At 53.0% G+C, this 15,271-nt stretch carries 14 protein-coding genes and 5 tRNA genes; 18 read left to right on the top strand and 1 reads right to left on the bottom strand.

Annotated features, from left to right (window positions below):
- The first annotated feature begins 85 nt into the window (after nucleotides 1-85).
- The 7 genes from eptB (at nucleotide 86) to dppF (ending at nucleotide 8,273) form a co-directional block, all read left to right on the top strand.
- Nucleotides 86-1,780 (top strand): kdo(2)-lipid A phosphoethanolamine 7''-transferase, encoded by a 1,695-nt coding sequence (gene eptB / locus V4835_RS22540; protein WP_331413801.1) that lies wholly within the window; start codon nucleotides 86-88, stop codon nucleotides 1,778-1,780.
- 91 nt (nucleotides 1,781-1,871) lie between these two features.
- Nucleotides 1,872-1,948, top strand: a tRNA-Pro gene (locus tag V4835_RS22535).
- Nucleotides 1,949-2,568: 620 nt separating this feature from the next.
- Nucleotides 2,569-4,176 carry a dipeptide ABC transporter periplasmic-binding protein DppA gene (gene dppA, locus V4835_RS22530; RefSeq protein WP_032661780.1) on the top strand — a complete coding sequence of 536 codons (1,608 nt, stop codon included), beginning with the start codon at nucleotides 2,569-2,571 and terminating at the stop codon, nucleotides 4,174-4,176.
- 161 nt (nucleotides 4,177-4,337) lie between these two features.
- A complete protein-coding gene (gene dppB / locus V4835_RS22525; RefSeq protein ID WP_063145377.1) occupies nucleotides 4,338-5,357 on the top strand; it encodes a dipeptide ABC transporter permease DppB in 1,020 nt (339 codons plus the stop codon).
- Nucleotides 5,358-5,366: 9 nt separating this feature from the next.
- On the top strand, nucleotides 5,367-6,269 hold the full coding sequence (dppC, locus tag V4835_RS22520; protein ID WP_063145378.1) for a dipeptide ABC transporter permease DppC: 903 nt from the start codon (nucleotides 5,367-5,369) through the stop codon (nucleotides 6,267-6,269).
- A gap of 10 nt (nucleotides 6,270-6,279) precedes the next feature.
- Entirely contained in the window at nucleotides 6,280-7,263 is a 984-nt protein-coding gene (gene dppD, locus V4835_RS22515; RefSeq protein ID WP_008502772.1) for a dipeptide ABC transporter ATP-binding protein, read from the top strand.
- Entirely contained in the window at nucleotides 7,260-8,273 is a 1,014-nt protein-coding gene (dppF, locus tag V4835_RS22510) for a dipeptide ABC transporter ATP-binding subunit DppF (RefSeq protein WP_331413797.1), read from the top strand. The genes dppD and dppF overlap by 4 nt, the downstream gene beginning before the upstream one ends.
- Before the next feature lie 43 nt (nucleotides 8,274-8,316).
- Here the strand turns inward: dppF and coaA are convergent, their stop codons facing one another.
- Entirely contained in the window at nucleotides 8,317-9,267 is a 951-nt protein-coding gene (gene coaA / locus V4835_RS22505) for a type I pantothenate kinase (RefSeq protein WP_063145380.1), read from the bottom strand.
- 317 nt (nucleotides 9,268-9,584) lie between these two features.
- Between coaA and V4835_RS22500 the strand changes: the two genes are divergently transcribed.
- From V4835_RS22500 to rplL, 11 genes are all read left to right on the top strand, one after another.
- Nucleotides 9,585-9,660: transfer RNA gene (locus V4835_RS22500), tRNA-Thr, on the top strand.
- A gap of 8 nt (nucleotides 9,661-9,668) precedes the next feature.
- Nucleotides 9,669-9,753: transfer RNA gene (locus V4835_RS22495), tRNA-Tyr, on the top strand.
- 117 nt (nucleotides 9,754-9,870) lie between these two features.
- Nucleotides 9,871-9,945, top strand: a tRNA-Gly gene (locus tag V4835_RS22490).
- A gap of 6 nt (nucleotides 9,946-9,951) precedes the next feature.
- Nucleotides 9,952-10,027, top strand: a tRNA-Thr gene (locus V4835_RS22485).
- A 118-nt stretch (nucleotides 10,028-10,145) separates the two neighbouring features.
- Nucleotides 10,146-11,330 carry an elongation factor Tu gene (gene tuf / locus V4835_RS22480; protein WP_014068448.1) on the top strand — a complete coding sequence of 395 codons (1,185 nt, stop codon included), beginning with the start codon at nucleotides 10,146-10,148 and terminating at the stop codon, nucleotides 11,328-11,330.
- Between the two features lie 228 nt (nucleotides 11,331-11,558).
- The gene (gene secE / locus V4835_RS22475; RefSeq protein ID WP_014068449.1) at nucleotides 11,559-11,942 is read left to right on the top strand and encodes a preprotein translocase subunit SecE; all 384 of its coding nucleotides are present in this window, start codon (nucleotides 11,559-11,561) and stop codon (nucleotides 11,940-11,942) included.
- Nucleotide 11,943: 1 nt separating this feature from the next.
- Nucleotides 11,944-12,489, top strand: a complete 546-nt coding sequence (gene nusG, locus V4835_RS22470) for a transcription termination/antitermination protein NusG (protein ID WP_002438628.1) — start codon at nucleotides 11,944-11,946, stop codon at nucleotides 12,487-12,489.
- A gap of 156 nt (nucleotides 12,490-12,645) precedes the next feature.
- A complete protein-coding gene (rplK, locus tag V4835_RS22465) occupies nucleotides 12,646-13,074 on the top strand; it encodes a 50S ribosomal protein L11 (RefSeq protein ID WP_063145615.1) in 429 nt (142 codons plus the stop codon).
- A gap of 3 nt (nucleotides 13,075-13,077) precedes the next feature.
- Nucleotides 13,078-13,782 carry a 50S ribosomal protein L1 gene (gene rplA, locus V4835_RS22460; RefSeq protein ID WP_331413795.1) on the top strand — a complete coding sequence of 235 codons (705 nt, stop codon included), beginning with the start codon at nucleotides 13,078-13,080 and terminating at the stop codon, nucleotides 13,780-13,782.
- Nucleotides 13,783-14,073: 291 nt separating this feature from the next.
- Nucleotides 14,074-14,571 carry a 50S ribosomal protein L10 gene (gene rplJ / locus V4835_RS22455; RefSeq protein ID WP_005132895.1) on the top strand — a complete coding sequence of 166 codons (498 nt, stop codon included), beginning with the start codon at nucleotides 14,074-14,076 and terminating at the stop codon, nucleotides 14,569-14,571.
- A gap of 66 nt (nucleotides 14,572-14,637) precedes the next feature.
- Entirely contained in the window at nucleotides 14,638-15,003 is a 366-nt protein-coding gene (gene rplL, locus V4835_RS22450; protein WP_006176746.1) for a 50S ribosomal protein L7/L12, read from the top strand.
- Nucleotides 15,004-15,271 lie beyond the last annotated feature (268 nt).

Genomic DNA, 15,271 nt, shown 5'->3' with positions numbered 1-15,271 from the left:
CGCTTCCTTACGCATTTACTTACTGTGTCCGCTTTCTCTTTGAGATTCGGCGGGTCTTTATACCCCTTCCCCCAGGGTTGTTTGCATGAAATACATTAGGTCTCTTACCCAGCAACGTTTGTGTCTGATGCTGGCTGTCTATATCGGTTTGTTTCTGAATGGCGCGGTGCTGTTCAGAAGAGTGGAAGGTTATTTTGAACACCTCACCGTAAGCAATGGGATATTCGCCGCGATTGAAGTGTTTGGCTCTGTTCTGGCTACCTTTTTCCTGTTACGCCTGCTCTCTCTCTTTGGCCGCCGAACCTGGCAAATTTTAGCCTCGCTGGTGGTGATTATTTCTGCTGCCGCAAGCTATTACATGACCTTTATGAACGTGGTCATTGGCTACGGTATCGTTGCCTCGGTGATGACCACGGATATCGATCTCTCGAAAGAGGTGGTTGGGAACGGCTTTATCGTCTGGACGATTTTAACCTGTCTGATCCCGCTGTTCTTTATCTGGAGCAATACCTGCCGCTATACGCTGTTACGCCAGCTGCGTACGCGTGGACAGCGGATCCGCAATATCGTCGTCGTCCTGCTGGCCGGTCTGCTGGTATGGGCGCCTATCCGCCTGATGGAAACGCAGCAAAAACGCGTCGAAAAAGCGACGGGCGTTGATATGCCAAGCTATGGCGGCGTGGTGGCAAACTCCTATTTGCCGTCTAACTGGCTGTCAGCGTTAGGTCTGTATGCCTGGGCGCAGGCGGATGAATCCAGTGATGTGAAGTCTCTGATCAATCCACTGAAAAAATTCACCTACCAGCCGCCAGCCGACGGGATTGATGATACGTACGTCGTCTTTGTCATTGGCGAAACGACGCGCTGGGATCATATGGGCATTCTCGGCTATGACCGGGATACCACGCCAAAGCTGGCGCAGGAAAAGAACCTGGTGGCCTACCGTGGCTACTCCTGCGATACCGCAACCAAGCTCTCGCTGCGCTGTATGTTTGTGCGTGAAGGCGGTGCAAGCGATAACCCGCAACGCACGCTGAAAGAGCAAAACGTGTTTGCCGTGCTGAAGCAGCTTGGATTTAGCTCTGACCTGTTCGCCATGCAAAGTGAGATGTGGTTCTACACCAACACGCTGGCAGATAACATCGCGTACCGCGAGCAGATTGGCGCCGAGCCGCGCAACCGCGGTAAAAACGTCGATGACATGCTGCTTCTGGAAGAGATGTCGGAGTCACTCAAGAATCATCCACAGGGCAAGCATCTGGTTATTCTGCATACCAAAGGGTCACACTACAGCTATTACCAGCGCTACACGCGTGATTTCGCGAAGTGGCAGCCTGAGTGCGTGGGCATTAATAAAGACTGCAGCAAGCAGGAGCTGATCAACGCCTACGATAACTCGGTTCTGTATGTGGATACCTTCCTGAGCCGGGTGATTGACCAGCTGCGCGATAAGAAAGCGATTGTGATTTACGCGGCAGACCACGGTGAATCTATCAACGAGAAAGAGCACCTGCACGGTACGCCGCGCAAGCTGGCACCGCCAGAACAGTTCCGCGTGCCGATGATCATGTGGATGTCGGATAAGTATCTTGAAAATCCGGAGAAGGCGAAGATGTTTGCTCAGCTGAAAAAAGAGGCGGAGATGAAGGTGCCGCGTCGTCACGTTGAGCTGTACGACACCATTATGGGGTGTCTCGGCTATACCTCACCGAATGGTGGGATTAACGAAAACAACAACTGGTGTAAACTCCCTGATAACACCGCAAAAGCCGCGCAGTAGCTGCTCTGGCGAGAATATCGCCAGTTGATTGTTTTTTTGAAAATAAGGGATTGACGGGGGCGCACCTCAGCAGTAAGATGCGCTCCGCATTCGGCGAGTAGCGCAGCTTGGTAGCGCAACTGGTTTGGGACCAGTGGGTCGGAGGTTCGAATCCTCTCTCGCCGACCACATTCTGAAAAGGGCTAACCGCAAGGTTAGCCCTTTTTGCATTATGATCTTAGCCCTTCAGAGTCACCAAAACGCCCCTTACACCCGCTTCTGCCTATCTGTTAACGATTTTGTGACATAATCCATTGTATTTTTTTATATATAGATTGATCTTTTTTCGCGTTGCTTATGGATAACCTCAGCATTTTCCGCTGTGCGTTTTAACGTTCGCGGTATTTAGTGCTCAGATAATCACCGTTCTGCAAGAAAATTTACCCATTCTGAATAAAAGTTAATCACTGATTGTTGCGAAATATGAAGAGAGTTGTGCTGCAAGAGGGCGAGTAGCATAAATTTCCCTGCTGAAAACTGGCACACATAGTTTTTTTAATCTTTGTTTGCGGTTTCTCACACTCAGCGTAAATCCCCGTCACCTGTATTGACGTTTTCACATTCTATTGACAGATTGTAGGGCATGAGGGGCATTTCAGGGACGATCTGCGCTGCAACTCAAACGCTCTTCTGAAAGGATTCTCCATCCCTTTAAAGCCTTCGGGCATCACCGACCGGACCGGGTAAAAAATAAATAAAGGTCTGGCGGCGTAACACAACAAAGCAAAACATCACATTGGAGCAGAATAATGAGTATTTCCTTGAAGAAGTCAGGGATGCTGAAGCTTGGTCTGAGCCTGGTGGCTATGACCGTGGCAGCAAGCGTACAGGCAAAAACCCTGGTTTACTGTTCTGAAGGCTCGCCGGAAGGCTTTAACCCACAGCTCTTTACCTCTGGTACGACTTACGACGCAAGCTCTGTACCGATCTATAACCGTCTGGTTGAATTCAAAACCGGTACCACGGAAGTGATTCCGGGTCTGGCCGAGAAGTGGGACGTCAGCGAAGACGGCAAAACCTATACCTTCCACCTGCGCCAGGGCGTGAAGTGGCAGGACAGCAAAGAATTCAAACCAACGCGCGACTTCAACGCCGACGACGTTGTGTTCTCCTTCGACCGTCAGAAAAACGCTCAGAACCCGTACCACAAAGTGTCTGGCGGCAGCTATGAATACTTCGAAGGGATGGGTCTGCCTGACCTGATCGCTGAAGTGAAAAAAGTGGACGATAAAACGGTTCAGTTCGTGCTGACTCGCCCGGAAGCGCCATTCCTGGCTGACCTGGCCATGGACTTCGCCTCAATTCTGTCCAAAGAGTACGCGGACAACATGCTGAAAGCCGGTACGCCGGAAAAAGTCGACCTGAACCCAATCGGTACCGGTCCATTCCAACTGCTGCAGTACCAGAAAGACTCCCGCATTCTGTACAAAGCATTCGAAGGCTTCTGGGGCACCAAGCCGAAGATTGACCGTCTGGTCTTCTCCATCACGCCTGATGCCTCAGTGCGTTATGCAAAACTGCAGAAAAACGAATGTCAGGTGATGCCGTACCCGAACCCGGCAGACATCGCCCGCATGAAGCAGGACAAGAACATCAACCTGCTGGAGCAGGCTGGCCTGAACGTGGGCTATCTCTCCTTCAACACCGAGAAGAAACCGTTTGATGACGTGAAAGTGCGTCAGGCGCTGACCTACGCGGTGAACAAAGAAGCGATCATCAAAGCGGTTTACCAGGGCGCAGGCGTTGCTGCCAAAAACCTGATCCCACCAACCATGTGGGGCTATAACGATGACGTTAAAGACTACACCTACGATCCTGAGAAAGCGAAAGCGCTGCTGAAAGAAGCGGGCCAGGATAAAGGCTTTACCGTTGAGCTGTGGGCGATGCCGGTACAGCGTCCATACAACCCGAACGCACGCCGTATGGCGGAAATGGTTCAGGCTGACTGGGCTAAGGTTGGCGTTCAGGCCAAGATTGTGACCTACGAGTGGGGCGAGTACCTGAAGCGCGCCAAAGCGGGTGAGCACCAGGCGGTAATGATGGGCTGGACCGGTGACAACGGGGATCCGGACAACTTCTTCGCCACCCTGTTCAGCTGCGCAGCGGCGAAAGACGGTTCTAACTACTCTCGCTGGTGCTACAAGCCGTTTGAAGACCTGATCCAGCCGGCGCGTGCGACCGACGATCACAACAAACGTATTGAACTGTACAAGCAGGCTCAGGTTGTTATGCACGATCAGGCTCCGGCGCTGATTGTTGCTCACTCCACCGTGTACGAGCCAGTGCGTAAAGAGGTGAAAGGCTACGTGGTTGATCCACTGGGCAAACACCACTTCGAAAACGTATCTGTTGAATAATAAGTAGGGTGTTCTCCCTCTCCCTTTGGGAGAGGGCAGGGGTGAGGGTCGTGCATGTATCCCCTCACCCTAACCCTCTCCCACAGGGAGAGGGAATTTACATTTGTGAGCAATACAGACGTCACGCCATTGGTCGTGCGTCATCAGAGAGAATCCGGGTTATGTTGCAGTTCATCCTCCGACGTCTGGGACTTGTTATCCCCACGTTTATCGGTATCACCCTTCTCACTTTTGCCTTCGTCCATATGATCCCCGGCGACCCGGTAATGATTATGGCGGGCGAGCGTGGTATTTCCCCTGAGCGCCATGCACAGCTGCTGGCGGAACTCGGTCTCGATAAGCCGATGTGGCAGCAGTACCTCCACTATATCTGGGGCGTGTTGCACGGTGATTTAGGGATTTCGCTGAAAAGCCGTCTTCCGGTGTGGGACGAGTTCGTGCCGCGTTTTAAAGCGACACTGGAGCTTGGCGTCTGCGCCATGATTTTCGCCACTGCGGTGGGTATTCCTGTCGGGGTACTGGCTGCCGTCAAGCGTGGCTCTATTTTTGACCATACCGCCGTGGGCCTGGCGCTGACCGGCTACTCCATGCCTATCTTCTGGTGGGGCATGATGCTGATCATGCTGGTCTCCGTGCAATGGAACCTAACCCCTGTCTCCGGGCGCGTCAGTGATATGGTCTTCCTGGATGATACCAACCCGCTCACCGGCTTTATGCTGATTGATACGGCTATCTGGGGCGAAGAGGGCAACTTCATTGATGCCGTGGCGCACATGATCCTGCCTGCCATGGTGCTGGGCACCATTCCTCTGGCGGTGATCGTGCGTATGACCCGTTCATCAATGCTGGAAGTGCTGGGTGAGGATTATATCCGCACCGCGCGTGCCAAGGGCCTGACGCGTATGCGCGTCATCATCGTTCATGCGCTGCGTAATGCCATGCTGCCGGTGGTGACCGTTATCGGCCTCCAGGTGGGGACGTTGCTGGCGGGGGCGATCCTGACCGAAACCATCTTCTCCTGGCCGGGCCTTGGACGCTGGCTGATTGACGCGCTGCAACGCCGTGACTATCCGGTTGTGCAGGGCGGTGTACTGCTGGTCGCGACGATGATTATCCTCGTCAACCTGCTGGTCGATTTGCTGTACGGCGTGGTGAACCCGCGTATTCGTCATAAGAAGTAAGGGACCATCATGTCACAAGTCACTCAAAATAAAGTGGTCGCTGCACCGGTTCCTATGACGCCGCTGCAGGAATTCTGGCACTACTTCAAGCGCAATAAAGGCGCGGTGGTAGGGCTGGTGTATGTCGCAATCATGATCCTGATTGCGGTGTTTGCGAACTTCCTCGCACCGTATAACCCGGCGGACCAGTTCCGCGATGCGCTGCTCGCCCCGCCTGCGTGGCAGGACGGCGGTAGCCTGACGCACCTGCTCGGTACCGATGACGTGGGCCGCGACGTGCTGTCGCGTCTGATGTACGGCGCGCGTCTGTCGCTGCTGGTCGGCTGTCTCGTTGTTGTGCTGTCGCTGATCATGGGCGTCGTACTCGGCCTGGTTGCCGGTTACTTCGGCGGCATCGTTGATAATATCATCATGCGTGTCGTCGATATTATGCTGGCCCTGCCAAGCCTGCTGCTGGCGCTGGTGCTGGTGGCGATCTTCGGCCCGTCGATTGGTAACGCCGCGCTGGCGTTGACCTTCGTGGCGCTTCCTCACTACGTGCGTTTAACCCGTGCGGCGGTGCTGGTGGAAGTGAACCGCGATTACGTCACGGCGTCTCGCGTGGCGGGTGCCGGTGCGATGCGCCAGATGTTCGTTAATATCTTCCCTAACTGCCTTGCGCCGCTGATTGTTCAGGCGTCGCTCGGTTTCTCTAACGCCATTCTTGATATGGCCGCTCTTGGCTTCCTGGGCATGGGTGCGCAGCCGCCAACACCTGAGTGGGGCACTATGCTCTCCGACGTGTTGCAGTTCGCACAAAGCGCCTGGTGGGTTGTCACCTTCCCGGGTCTGGCAATCCTGCTGACGGTGCTGGCATTTAACCTGATGGGTGATGGCCTGCGTGATGCGCTTGATCCCAAACTGAAGCAGTAAGAGGCACGAGATGGCGTTATTAAATGTAGATAAATTATCGGTGCACTTTGGCGACGAAGGCACCCCGTTTCGCGCCGTGGACCGCATCAGCTACAGCGTAAATCAGGGCGAAGTGGTTGGCATTGTCGGGGAGTCCGGTTCCGGTAAGTCAGTGAGCTCACTGGCGATCATGGGGCTGATTGATTACCCGGGCCGCGTGATGGCGGAAAACCTGCAGTTCAACGGTCAGGACCTGAAGCGCATTTCTGAGAAACAGCGCCGCCAGCTGGTGGGCGCCGAAGTGGCGATGATTTTCCAGGATCCCATGACCAGCCTGAACCCCTGCTACACCGTGGGTTTCCAGATTATGGAAGCGATTAAGGTGCATCAGGGCGGGAATAAGAAAACCCGTCGTCAGCGCGCGATCGATCTGCTGAACCAGGTGGGTATTCCTGACCCGGCATCGCGTCTGGACGTTTACCCGCACCAGCTCTCCGGCGGGATGAGCCAGCGCGTGATGATCGCGATGGCGATTGCCTGTCGACCAAAACTGCTGATTGCGGATGAACCGACGACGGCGCTGGATGTGACTATTCAGGCGCAAATCATCGAACTGCTGCTGGAGCTGCAGCAGAAAGAGAATATGGCGCTGGTGCTGATTACGCACGATCTGGCGCTGGTGGCCGAAGCCGCGCACAAAATTATCGTGATGTATGCCGGTCAGGTGGTCGAGACCGGAAATTCACACGATATTTTCCGCGCGCCGCGTCACCCGTATACCCAGGCGCTTTTACGCGCGCTGCCGGAGTTTGCCCAGGACAAAGCGCGTCTGGCGTCGCTGCCGGGTGTGGTACCGGGTAAATATGACCGTCCTCAGGGCTGTCTGCTCAATCCGCGCTGCCCATATGCGACGGACAAATGCCGGGCAGAAGAGCCAGAGCTGAACCAGCTTGCTGACGGTCGTCAGTCGAAATGCCACTACCCACTCGATGATGCCGGGAGGCCAACACTATGAGTACGCAACAGGCCACCAAGCAACAGCCGCTGTTGCAGGCCATCGACCTGAAAAAATACTACCCGGTGAAGAAGGGGCTGTTTGCCCCTGAACGCCTGGTGAAAGCGCTGGACGGCGTCTCTTTTAACCTCGAGCGCGGTAAAACGCTGGCGGTGGTAGGGGAGTCAGGCTGCGGTAAATCCACGCTGGGCCGTCTGCTGACGATGATTGAAGTGCCGACCGGCGGTGAGCTCTATTATCAGGGGCAGGATCTGCTTAAGCACGATCCGCAGGCGCAGAAGCTGCGTCGCCAGAAAATCCAGATTGTGTTCCAGAACCCGTATGGTTCTTTGAACCCGCGTAAAAAAGTCGGGCAGATTCTGGAAGAGCCGCTGCTGATCAACAGTAATCTGAGCAAAGAGCAGCGCCGTGAAAAAGCGCTGGCGATGATGGCGAAGGTCGGCCTCAAAACCGAGCATTACGATCGCTATCCGCACATGTTCTCCGGCGGCCAGCGTCAGCGTATTGCGATCGCCCGTGGGCTGATGCTCGATCCGGACGTGGTGATTGCCGATGAGCCGGTCTCTGCACTCGACGTATCCGTGCGTGCGCAGGTGCTGAACCTGATGATGGATCTCCAGCAGGAGCTGGGGCTGTCTTACGTGTTCATCTCCCACGACCTGTCGGTGGTGGAGCATATTGCCGATGAAGTGATGGTGATGTACCTGGGGCGCTGCGTGGAGAAGGGGACCAAAGACCAGATCTTTAATAACCCTCGTCACCCGTATACCCAGGCGCTGCTGTCCGCGACGCCGCGTCTGAACCCGGACGATCGTCGTGAGCGTATTAAGCTGACGGGTGAACTGCCAAGTCCGATGAATCCGCCTCCGGGATGTGCATTCAACGCCCGCTGCAGTCGCCGCTTTGGCCCGTGCACCCAGCTCCAGCCGCAGCTGAAGGATTATGGCGGCCAGCTGGTTGCCTGCTTCGCGGTCGATCAGGATGAAAATGGCGAGAAGCCACAGGCATAACGAAAAAAACCGGCGCTAAGCCGGTTTTTTTATGTCTGCTTGATTATTTGCGCAGGCGAATCTGGTCGACGGCGTGCTTCTCGCTCTTGGTGAGGATCAGGCTCGCGCGCTCGCGCGTCGGCAGGATGTTCTCTTTGAGGTTCACGTAGTTGATCTCATTCCACAGCCCCGTGGCCACGTTGATCGCTTCTTCTTCAGAAAGCTGGGCATAGTGGTGGAAATAGGAATCCGGGTCAGTGAACGCCCCTTCGCGGAACTTCAGGAAGCGGTTGATGTACCAGTTTTGCAGCAGGTCTTCCGGCGCATCGACATAAATAGAGAAATCGACGAAATCCGAGACGAATACGTGATGCGGATCGTGAGGATAGTCCATCCCGCTTTGCAGCACGTTCAGACCTTCCAGAATCAGGATGTCCGGCTGGACCACCGTTTTATCCCCACCCGGGATGCGATCGTAGATCAGGTGCGAATAGACTGGCGCGGTGACGTTTGGGGCACCAGATTTAAGGTCGGAAACGAATTTCACCAGACGGTGCATATCATAAGAAAGCGGGAAGCCCTTCTTCTTCATCAGCCCGCGTTCTTTTAATACCTCGTTCGGGTGCAGGAAGCCGTCGGTGGTGATCAGCTCCACGCTGCGGTGTTCCGGCCAGCGGCTCAGCAGCGCCTGCAGAACACGCGCGGTGGTACTTTTACCCACGGCCACGCTGCCTGCGATACTAATGATATAAGGAATGCGTTGACCGTTCGTCCCGAGAAACTGCTCCAGCACAGCCTGACGGCGCAGGTTCGAGCTGATATAGAAGTTAAGCAAGCGAGAGAGGGGGAGATAAATTTCTGCCACCTCTTCCAGGGACAGATCTTCGTTTATCCCTTTTAACCGTGCGATTTCACCTTCCGTCAGCGTCATAGGGACGGAATCACGCAGGGCAGCCCACTGGCTGCGGTTAAAGTGAAGATAAGGCGTCATTAACGTTTGCTCTTTTTTGCTCATAAGCATGCTTCAGTGAGCCAGCATCACACTGCCGGATCATGGCTCATCACACAGTTAATTTTGGACAATGGGCAGGAGGTTAACACCAGATGACAGGAATAATAAGAAAAAAGATGGAAAGCGCTGCGTAACGCGGAAGCCGTCACGCTACGGTGAATACGGTGCAAATCACGCTGATATGTTGAATATTTGACCTCAAATGACTACTTTTACAGCGTCCGATACGCCGTTCGCATAAAATGTGAGCGAAAGAACGTTTTATGCAAATTTTTAGTTGCATGACCGCGCAGGTATCCATAGAATGCGCGCTACTTGATGCCGACTTAGCTCAGTAGGTAGAGCAACTGACTTGTAATCAGTAGGTCACCAGTTCGATTCCGGTAGTCGGCACCATCAAGTCCGGTGGGGTTCCCGAGCGGCCAAAGGGAGCAGACTGTAAATCTGCCGTCACAGACTTCGAAGGTTCGAATCCTTCCCCCACCACCACTTTCTGGCAGCGTAAATGCCGCCGGAGCTGGTTGGGAAAATTAGCCAGCTCAAACTGAAAAAGAGAGAAATCTCTTTTTTTGTTACAGAAAGAACTGGGTAGCCGAGTTTCAGGATGCGGGCATCGTATAATGGCTATTACCTCAGCCTTCCAAGCTGATGATGCGGGTTCGATTCCCGCTGCCCGCTCCAATACGTGCTGATATGGCTCAGTTGGTAGAGCGCACCCTTGGTAAGGGTGAGGTCCCCAGTTCGACTCTGGGTATCAGCACCACTTCACTTCTCCTTCCCGTTTCTCTCTGTTTCAATTTTACTGTATTCAACAATTCAGGCATTTCGCCTGGTTGATGTGGTGATATCACCGATTTATCCGTGTCTTAGAGGGACAATCGATGTCTAAAGAAAAGTTTGAACGTACAAAACCGCACGTTAACGTCGGTACTATCGGCCACGTTGACCATGGTAAAACAACGCTGACCGCTGCAATCACTACCGTTCTGGCAAAAACCTACGGTGGTTCTGCTCGCGCATTCGATCAGATCGATAACGCACCAGAAGAAAAAGCTCGTGGTATCACCATCAACACCTCTCATGTTGAATATGACACCCCGACTCGCCACTACGCGCACGTAGACTGCCCAGGCCACGCCGACTATGTTAAAAACATGATCACCGGTGCTGCGCAGATGGACGGCGCGATCCTGGTTGTTGCTGCGACTGACGGCCCAATGCCTCAGACTCGTGAGCACATCCTGCTGGGTCGTCAGGTAGGCGTTCCTTTCATCATCGTGTTCCTGAACAAATGCGACATGGTAGATGACGAAGAGCTGCTGGAACTGGTAGAGATGGAAGTTCGTGAACTGCTGTCTCAGTACGATTTCCCAGGCGACGATACCCCAATCGTTCGTGGTTCAGCGCTGAAAGCGCTGGAAGGCGAAGCAGAGTGGGAAGCGAAAATCATCGAACTGGCTGGCTTCCTGGATTCTTACATCCCAGAACCAGAGCGTGCGATTGACAAGCCATTCCTGCTGCCAATCGAAGACGTATTCTCCATCTCCGGTCGTGGTACCGTTGTTACCGGTCGTGTAGAGCGCGGTATCATCAAAGTTGGCGAAGAAGTTGAAATCGTTGGTATCAAAGAGACTGCGAAGTCTACCTGTACTGGCGTTGAAATGTTCCGCAAACTGCTGGACGAAGGCCGTGCTGGTGAGAACGTTGGTGTTCTGCTGCGTGGTATCAAACGTGAAGAAATCGAACGTGGTCAGGTACTGGCGAAGCCAGGCTCAATCAAGCCACACACTAAGTTCGAATCTGAAGTGTACATTCTGTCCAAAGACGAAGGCGGCCGTCATACTCCGTTCTTCAAAGGCTACCGTCCACAGTTCTACTTCCGTACAACTGACGTGACCGGTACCATCGAACTGCCAGAAGGCGTTGAGATGGTAATGCCAGGCGACAACATCAAGATGGTTGTGACTCTGATCCACCCAATCGCGATGGACGACGGTCTGCGTTTCGCAATCCGTGAAGGCGGCCGTACCGTTGGCGCGGGCGTGGTTGCTAAAGTTCTCGGCTAATCGCTGATAACATTTGACGCAATGCGCATGAAAAGGGCATCATTTGATGCCCTTTTTGCACGCTTTCACATCAGAACCTGGCTCATCAGTGATTATTTTTGTCATAATCATTGCTGAGACAGGCTCTGCAGAGAGCGTATAATCCATAAAGGGATTAGCGTTTCGATTTGGCTCGCCTCGCAATCGCGGGGTGAAATTATTTGTAGAATTCTTCTGACAGGTTGGTTTATGAGTGCGAATACCGAAGCTCAAGGGAGCGGGCGCGGCCTGGAAGCGATGAAGTGGGTCGCTGTTGCCGTGCTGCTGATTGTGGCAATCGTTGGCAACTATCTTTATCGTGACATGATGCTGCCGCTCCGCGCGCTGGCAGTGGTGATTCTGATTGCTGCAGCGGGCGGTGTCGCGCTGTTGACGACTAAAGGTAAAGCAACCGTTGCTTTTGCACGTGAAGCGCGTACCGAAGTTCGTAAGGTCATTTGGCCGACTCGCCAGGAAACATTGCACACCACGCTGATCGTAGCGGCGGTTACCGCTGTAATGTCACTGATCCTGTGGGGACTGGATGGTATTCTGGTTCGCCTGGTTTCCTTTATTACTGGCCTGAGGTTCTAAGATGTCTGAAGCCCCTAAAAAGCGTTGGTACGTCGTTCAGGCGTTTTCCGGTTTTGAAGGCCGCGTAGCAACGTCGCTGCGTGAGCATATCAAATTACACAACATGGAAGAGTTATTTGGCGAAGTTATGGTTCCGACCGAAGAAGTGGTTGAGATCCGTGGCGGCCAACGTCGCAAAAGCGAGCGTAAATTCTTCCCGGGTTACGTGCTGGTTCAGATGGTGATGAACGACGCGAGCTGGCACCTGGTGCGCAGCGTACCGCGCGTGATGGGCTTTATCGGCGGCACGTCTGACCGTCCGGCGCCAATCAGCGACAAAGAAGTTGATGCGATTATGAACCGCCTGCAGCAGGTGGGTGATAAGCCGCGTCCTAAAACGCTGTTTGAACCGGGTGAAATGGTTCGTGTTAGCGACGGTCCGTTTGCTGACTTTAACGGCGTCGTTGAAGAAGTGGACTACGAGAAGTCCCGCCTGAAAGTTTCTGTTTCTATCTTCGGTCGTGCGACCCCGGTAGAACTGGACTTTGCGCAGGTCGAAAAAGCCTAAGCAGCGATCAAAAAAGCGGCGATTTAATCGTTGCACAGGGCGCGAGATTGGAATACAATTTCGCGCCTTTTGTTTTTATGGGCCCCGGCCCGTAAAACGAATTTTATTCACGGGGAGCCTTCCTGAGGCGCTATTACCCAATCAGAGGATTTTAGAATGGCTAAGAAAGTACAAGCCTACGTCAAGCTGCAGGTTGCAGCTGGTATGGCGAACCCAAGTCCACCAGTTGGTCCAGCTCTGGGTCAGCAGGGTGTGAACATCATGGAATTCTGTAAAGCGTTCAACGCCAAAACCGAATCCCTGGAAAAAGGTCTGCCAATCCCAGTCGTAATCACTGTTTACGCTGACCGTTCTTTCACTTTCGTTACCAAAACCCCTCCAGCAGCAGTTCTGCTGAAGAAAGCGGCTGGTATCAAGTCTGGTTCCGGTAAACCGAACAAAGACAAAGTGGGTAAAATTTCCCGCTCTCAGCTGCAGGAAATCGCGCAGACCAAAGCTGCCGACATGACTGGTGCCGACATTGAAGCGATGACTCGCTCAATCGAAGGTACTGCACGTTCCATGGGCCTGGTAGTGGAGGACTAAGAAATGGCTAAACTGACCAAGCGCATGTCCGTGATCCGTGACAAAGTTGATGCGACCAAACAGTACGACATCAACGAAGCTATCGCTCTGCTGAAAGAACTGGCAACTGCTAAGTTCGTTGAAAGCGTTGACGTTGCCGTTAACCTCGGCATCGACGCTCGTAAATCCGATCAGAACGTTCGTGGCGCAACTGTACTGCCACACGGTACTGGCCGTTCCGTTCGCGTAGCTGTATTTGCTCAGGGTGCAAACGCTGAAGCTGCTAAAGCTGCCGGCGCTGAACTGGTAGGTATGGAAGATCTGGCTGATCAGATCAAGAAAGGCGAAATGAACTTTGACGTTGTTATTGCTTCTCCAGATGCAATGCGCGTTGTTGGCCAGCTGGGCCAGGTTCTGGGTCCACGCTGCCTGATGCCAAACCCGAAAGTTGGTACTGTAACCCCTAACGTTGCTGAAGCGGTTAAGAACGCTAAAGCAGGTCAGGTTCGTTATCGTAACGACAAAAACGGCATCATCCACACCACCATCGGTAAAGTGGACTTTGACGCTGACAAACTGAAAGAAAACCTGGAATCTCTGCTGGTTGCGCTGAAAAAAGCAAAACCAACTCAGGCGAAAGGCGTGTACATCAAGAAAGTTAGCATCTCCACCACCATGGGTGCAGGTGTTGCAGTTGACCAGGCTGGCCTGAGCGCTGCTGCAAACTAATGCCTTTACGTGGGCGGTGATTTTGTCTACAATCTTACCCCCACGTTTGCTAACGAAAGTTAGCGGCTAAAAGATTTGTTCGTTGGAGCCTGGCCTAATCCAGGCCTCCGTCGAAGACCGCAGGTGTTTCGCAAGAGACTTAATCCCCTGCGTAGACGGTGACAGAACGCTAAGATTATTTTTGGATACTCTGGCTTGTTTCTGCTCACCGTATTAAGACGCTCTTTCCGTTGGGGAGAGTGAAGTGAGTTCCGGAACATGAGTTCCGGCAAACATCCAGGAGCAAAGCTAATGGCTTTAAATCTTCAAGACAAACAAGCGATTGTTGCTGAAGTCAGCGAAGTAGCCAAAGGCGCGCTGTCTGCAGTAGTTGCGGATTCCCGTGGCGTTACTGTAGACAAAATGACTGAACTGCGTAAAGCAGGTCGTGAAGCTGGCGTATACATGCGTGTTGTTCGTAACACCCTGCTGCGTCGCGTAGTTGAAGGTACTCAGTTCGAGTGCCTGAAAGACACGTTTGTTGGTCCGACCCTGATTGCATACTCTATGGAACACCCGGGCGCTGCTGCTCGTCTGTTCAAAGAGTTCGCGAAAGCGAATGCAAAATTTGAGGTCAAAGCTGCAGCCTTTGAAGGTGAGTTGATCACGGCATCGAACATCGATCGCCTGGCAACCCTGCCGACCTACGAAGAAGCAATTGCACGCCTGATGGCAACCATGAAAGAAGCTTCGGCTGGCAAACTGGTTCGCACTCTGGCTGCTGTTCGCGATGCGAAAGAAGCTGCTTAATCGCAGTTATCTTTATAAAGCATTTGCTTACGTATAAACTTATTCTGATTTTCAGGAACAATTTAAATGTCTATCACTAAAGATCAAATCATTGAAGCAGTTGCAGCTATGTCCGTAATGGACGTTGTAGAACTGATTTCTGCAATGGAAGAAAAATTCGGTGTTTCTGCTGCTGCTGCTGTAGCTGTAGCTGCGGGCCCGGCTGAAGCTGCTGAAGAAAAAACTGAATTCGACGTAATTCTGAAAGCTGCTGGCGCTAACAAAGTTGCTGTTATCAAAGCAGTACGTGGCGCAACTGGCCTGGGTCTGAAAGAAGCTAAAGACCTGGTAGAATCTGCTCCAGCTGCGCTGAAAGAAGGCGTGAGCAAAGACGACGCAGAAGCACTGAAAAAATCTCTGGAAGAAGCTGGCGCTGAAGTTGAAGTTAAATAAGCCAACTTTTCTGGTTGCAGCCTAAGTAATTAGGCTGATGGCTGGTGACTTTTTAGTCACCAGCCTTTTTGCGCTGTAAGGCATCAGTAGCATTTCACACTGTTTGACTGCTGATTGTCCTGACAATGCATGTTTCTATCGACGACTTAATATATTGCGACAGGGTGCTCGCTCTGTGTAAATCGCGACGAAATGATTTAAGCGTGATAGCAACAGGTATTGCGGAAAGTATTCAATTTTCCGGTCCACAAAATGGTGTTGCACAAAC

Origin of the sequence: Enterobacter cloacae complex sp. CARB60, from assembly GCF_036487345.1 — a bacterium.
GTDB classification, from domain to species: Bacteria; Pseudomonadota; Gammaproteobacteria; order Enterobacterales; family Enterobacteriaceae; genus Enterobacter; species Enterobacter asburiae_D.
The sequence above is the reverse complement of the archived record's forward strand: the minus strand, read 5'-3'. Positions and strand labels throughout refer to the sequence as shown.

Coding starts and splice junctions, on each gene's coding strand:
- eptB (WP_331413801.1), top strand. CDS start 86: ATGAAATACATTAGGTCTCTTACCCAGCAACGTTTGTGTCTGATGCTG.
- dppA (WP_032661780.1), top strand. CDS start 2,569: ATGAGTATTTCCTTGAAGAAGTCAGGGATGCTGAAGCTTGGTCTGAGC.
- dppB (WP_063145377.1), top strand. CDS start 4,338: ATGTTGCAGTTCATCCTCCGACGTCTGGGACTTGTTATCCCCACGTTT.
- dppC (WP_063145378.1), top strand. CDS start 5,367: ATGTCACAAGTCACTCAAAATAAAGTGGTCGCTGCACCGGTTCCTATG.
- dppD (WP_008502772.1), top strand. CDS start 6,280: ATGGCGTTATTAAATGTAGATAAATTATCGGTGCACTTTGGCGACGAA.
- dppF (WP_331413797.1), top strand. CDS start 7,260: ATGAGTACGCAACAGGCCACCAAGCAACAGCCGCTGTTGCAGGCCATC.
- coaA (WP_063145380.1), bottom strand. CDS start 9,267: ATGAGCAAAAAAGAGCAAACGTTAATGACGCCTTATCTTCACTTTAAC.
- tuf (WP_014068448.1), top strand. CDS start 10,146: ATGTCTAAAGAAAAGTTTGAACGTACAAAACCGCACGTTAACGTCGGT.
- secE (WP_014068449.1), top strand. CDS start 11,559: ATGAGTGCGAATACCGAAGCTCAAGGGAGCGGGCGCGGCCTGGAAGCG.
- nusG (WP_002438628.1), top strand. CDS start 11,944: ATGTCTGAAGCCCCTAAAAAGCGTTGGTACGTCGTTCAGGCGTTTTCC.
- rplK (WP_063145615.1), top strand. CDS start 12,646: ATGGCTAAGAAAGTACAAGCCTACGTCAAGCTGCAGGTTGCAGCTGGT.
- rplA (WP_331413795.1), top strand. CDS start 13,078: ATGGCTAAACTGACCAAGCGCATGTCCGTGATCCGTGACAAAGTTGAT.
- rplJ (WP_005132895.1), top strand. CDS start 14,074: ATGGCTTTAAATCTTCAAGACAAACAAGCGATTGTTGCTGAAGTCAGC.
- rplL (WP_006176746.1), top strand. CDS start 14,638: ATGTCTATCACTAAAGATCAAATCATTGAAGCAGTTGCAGCTATGTCC.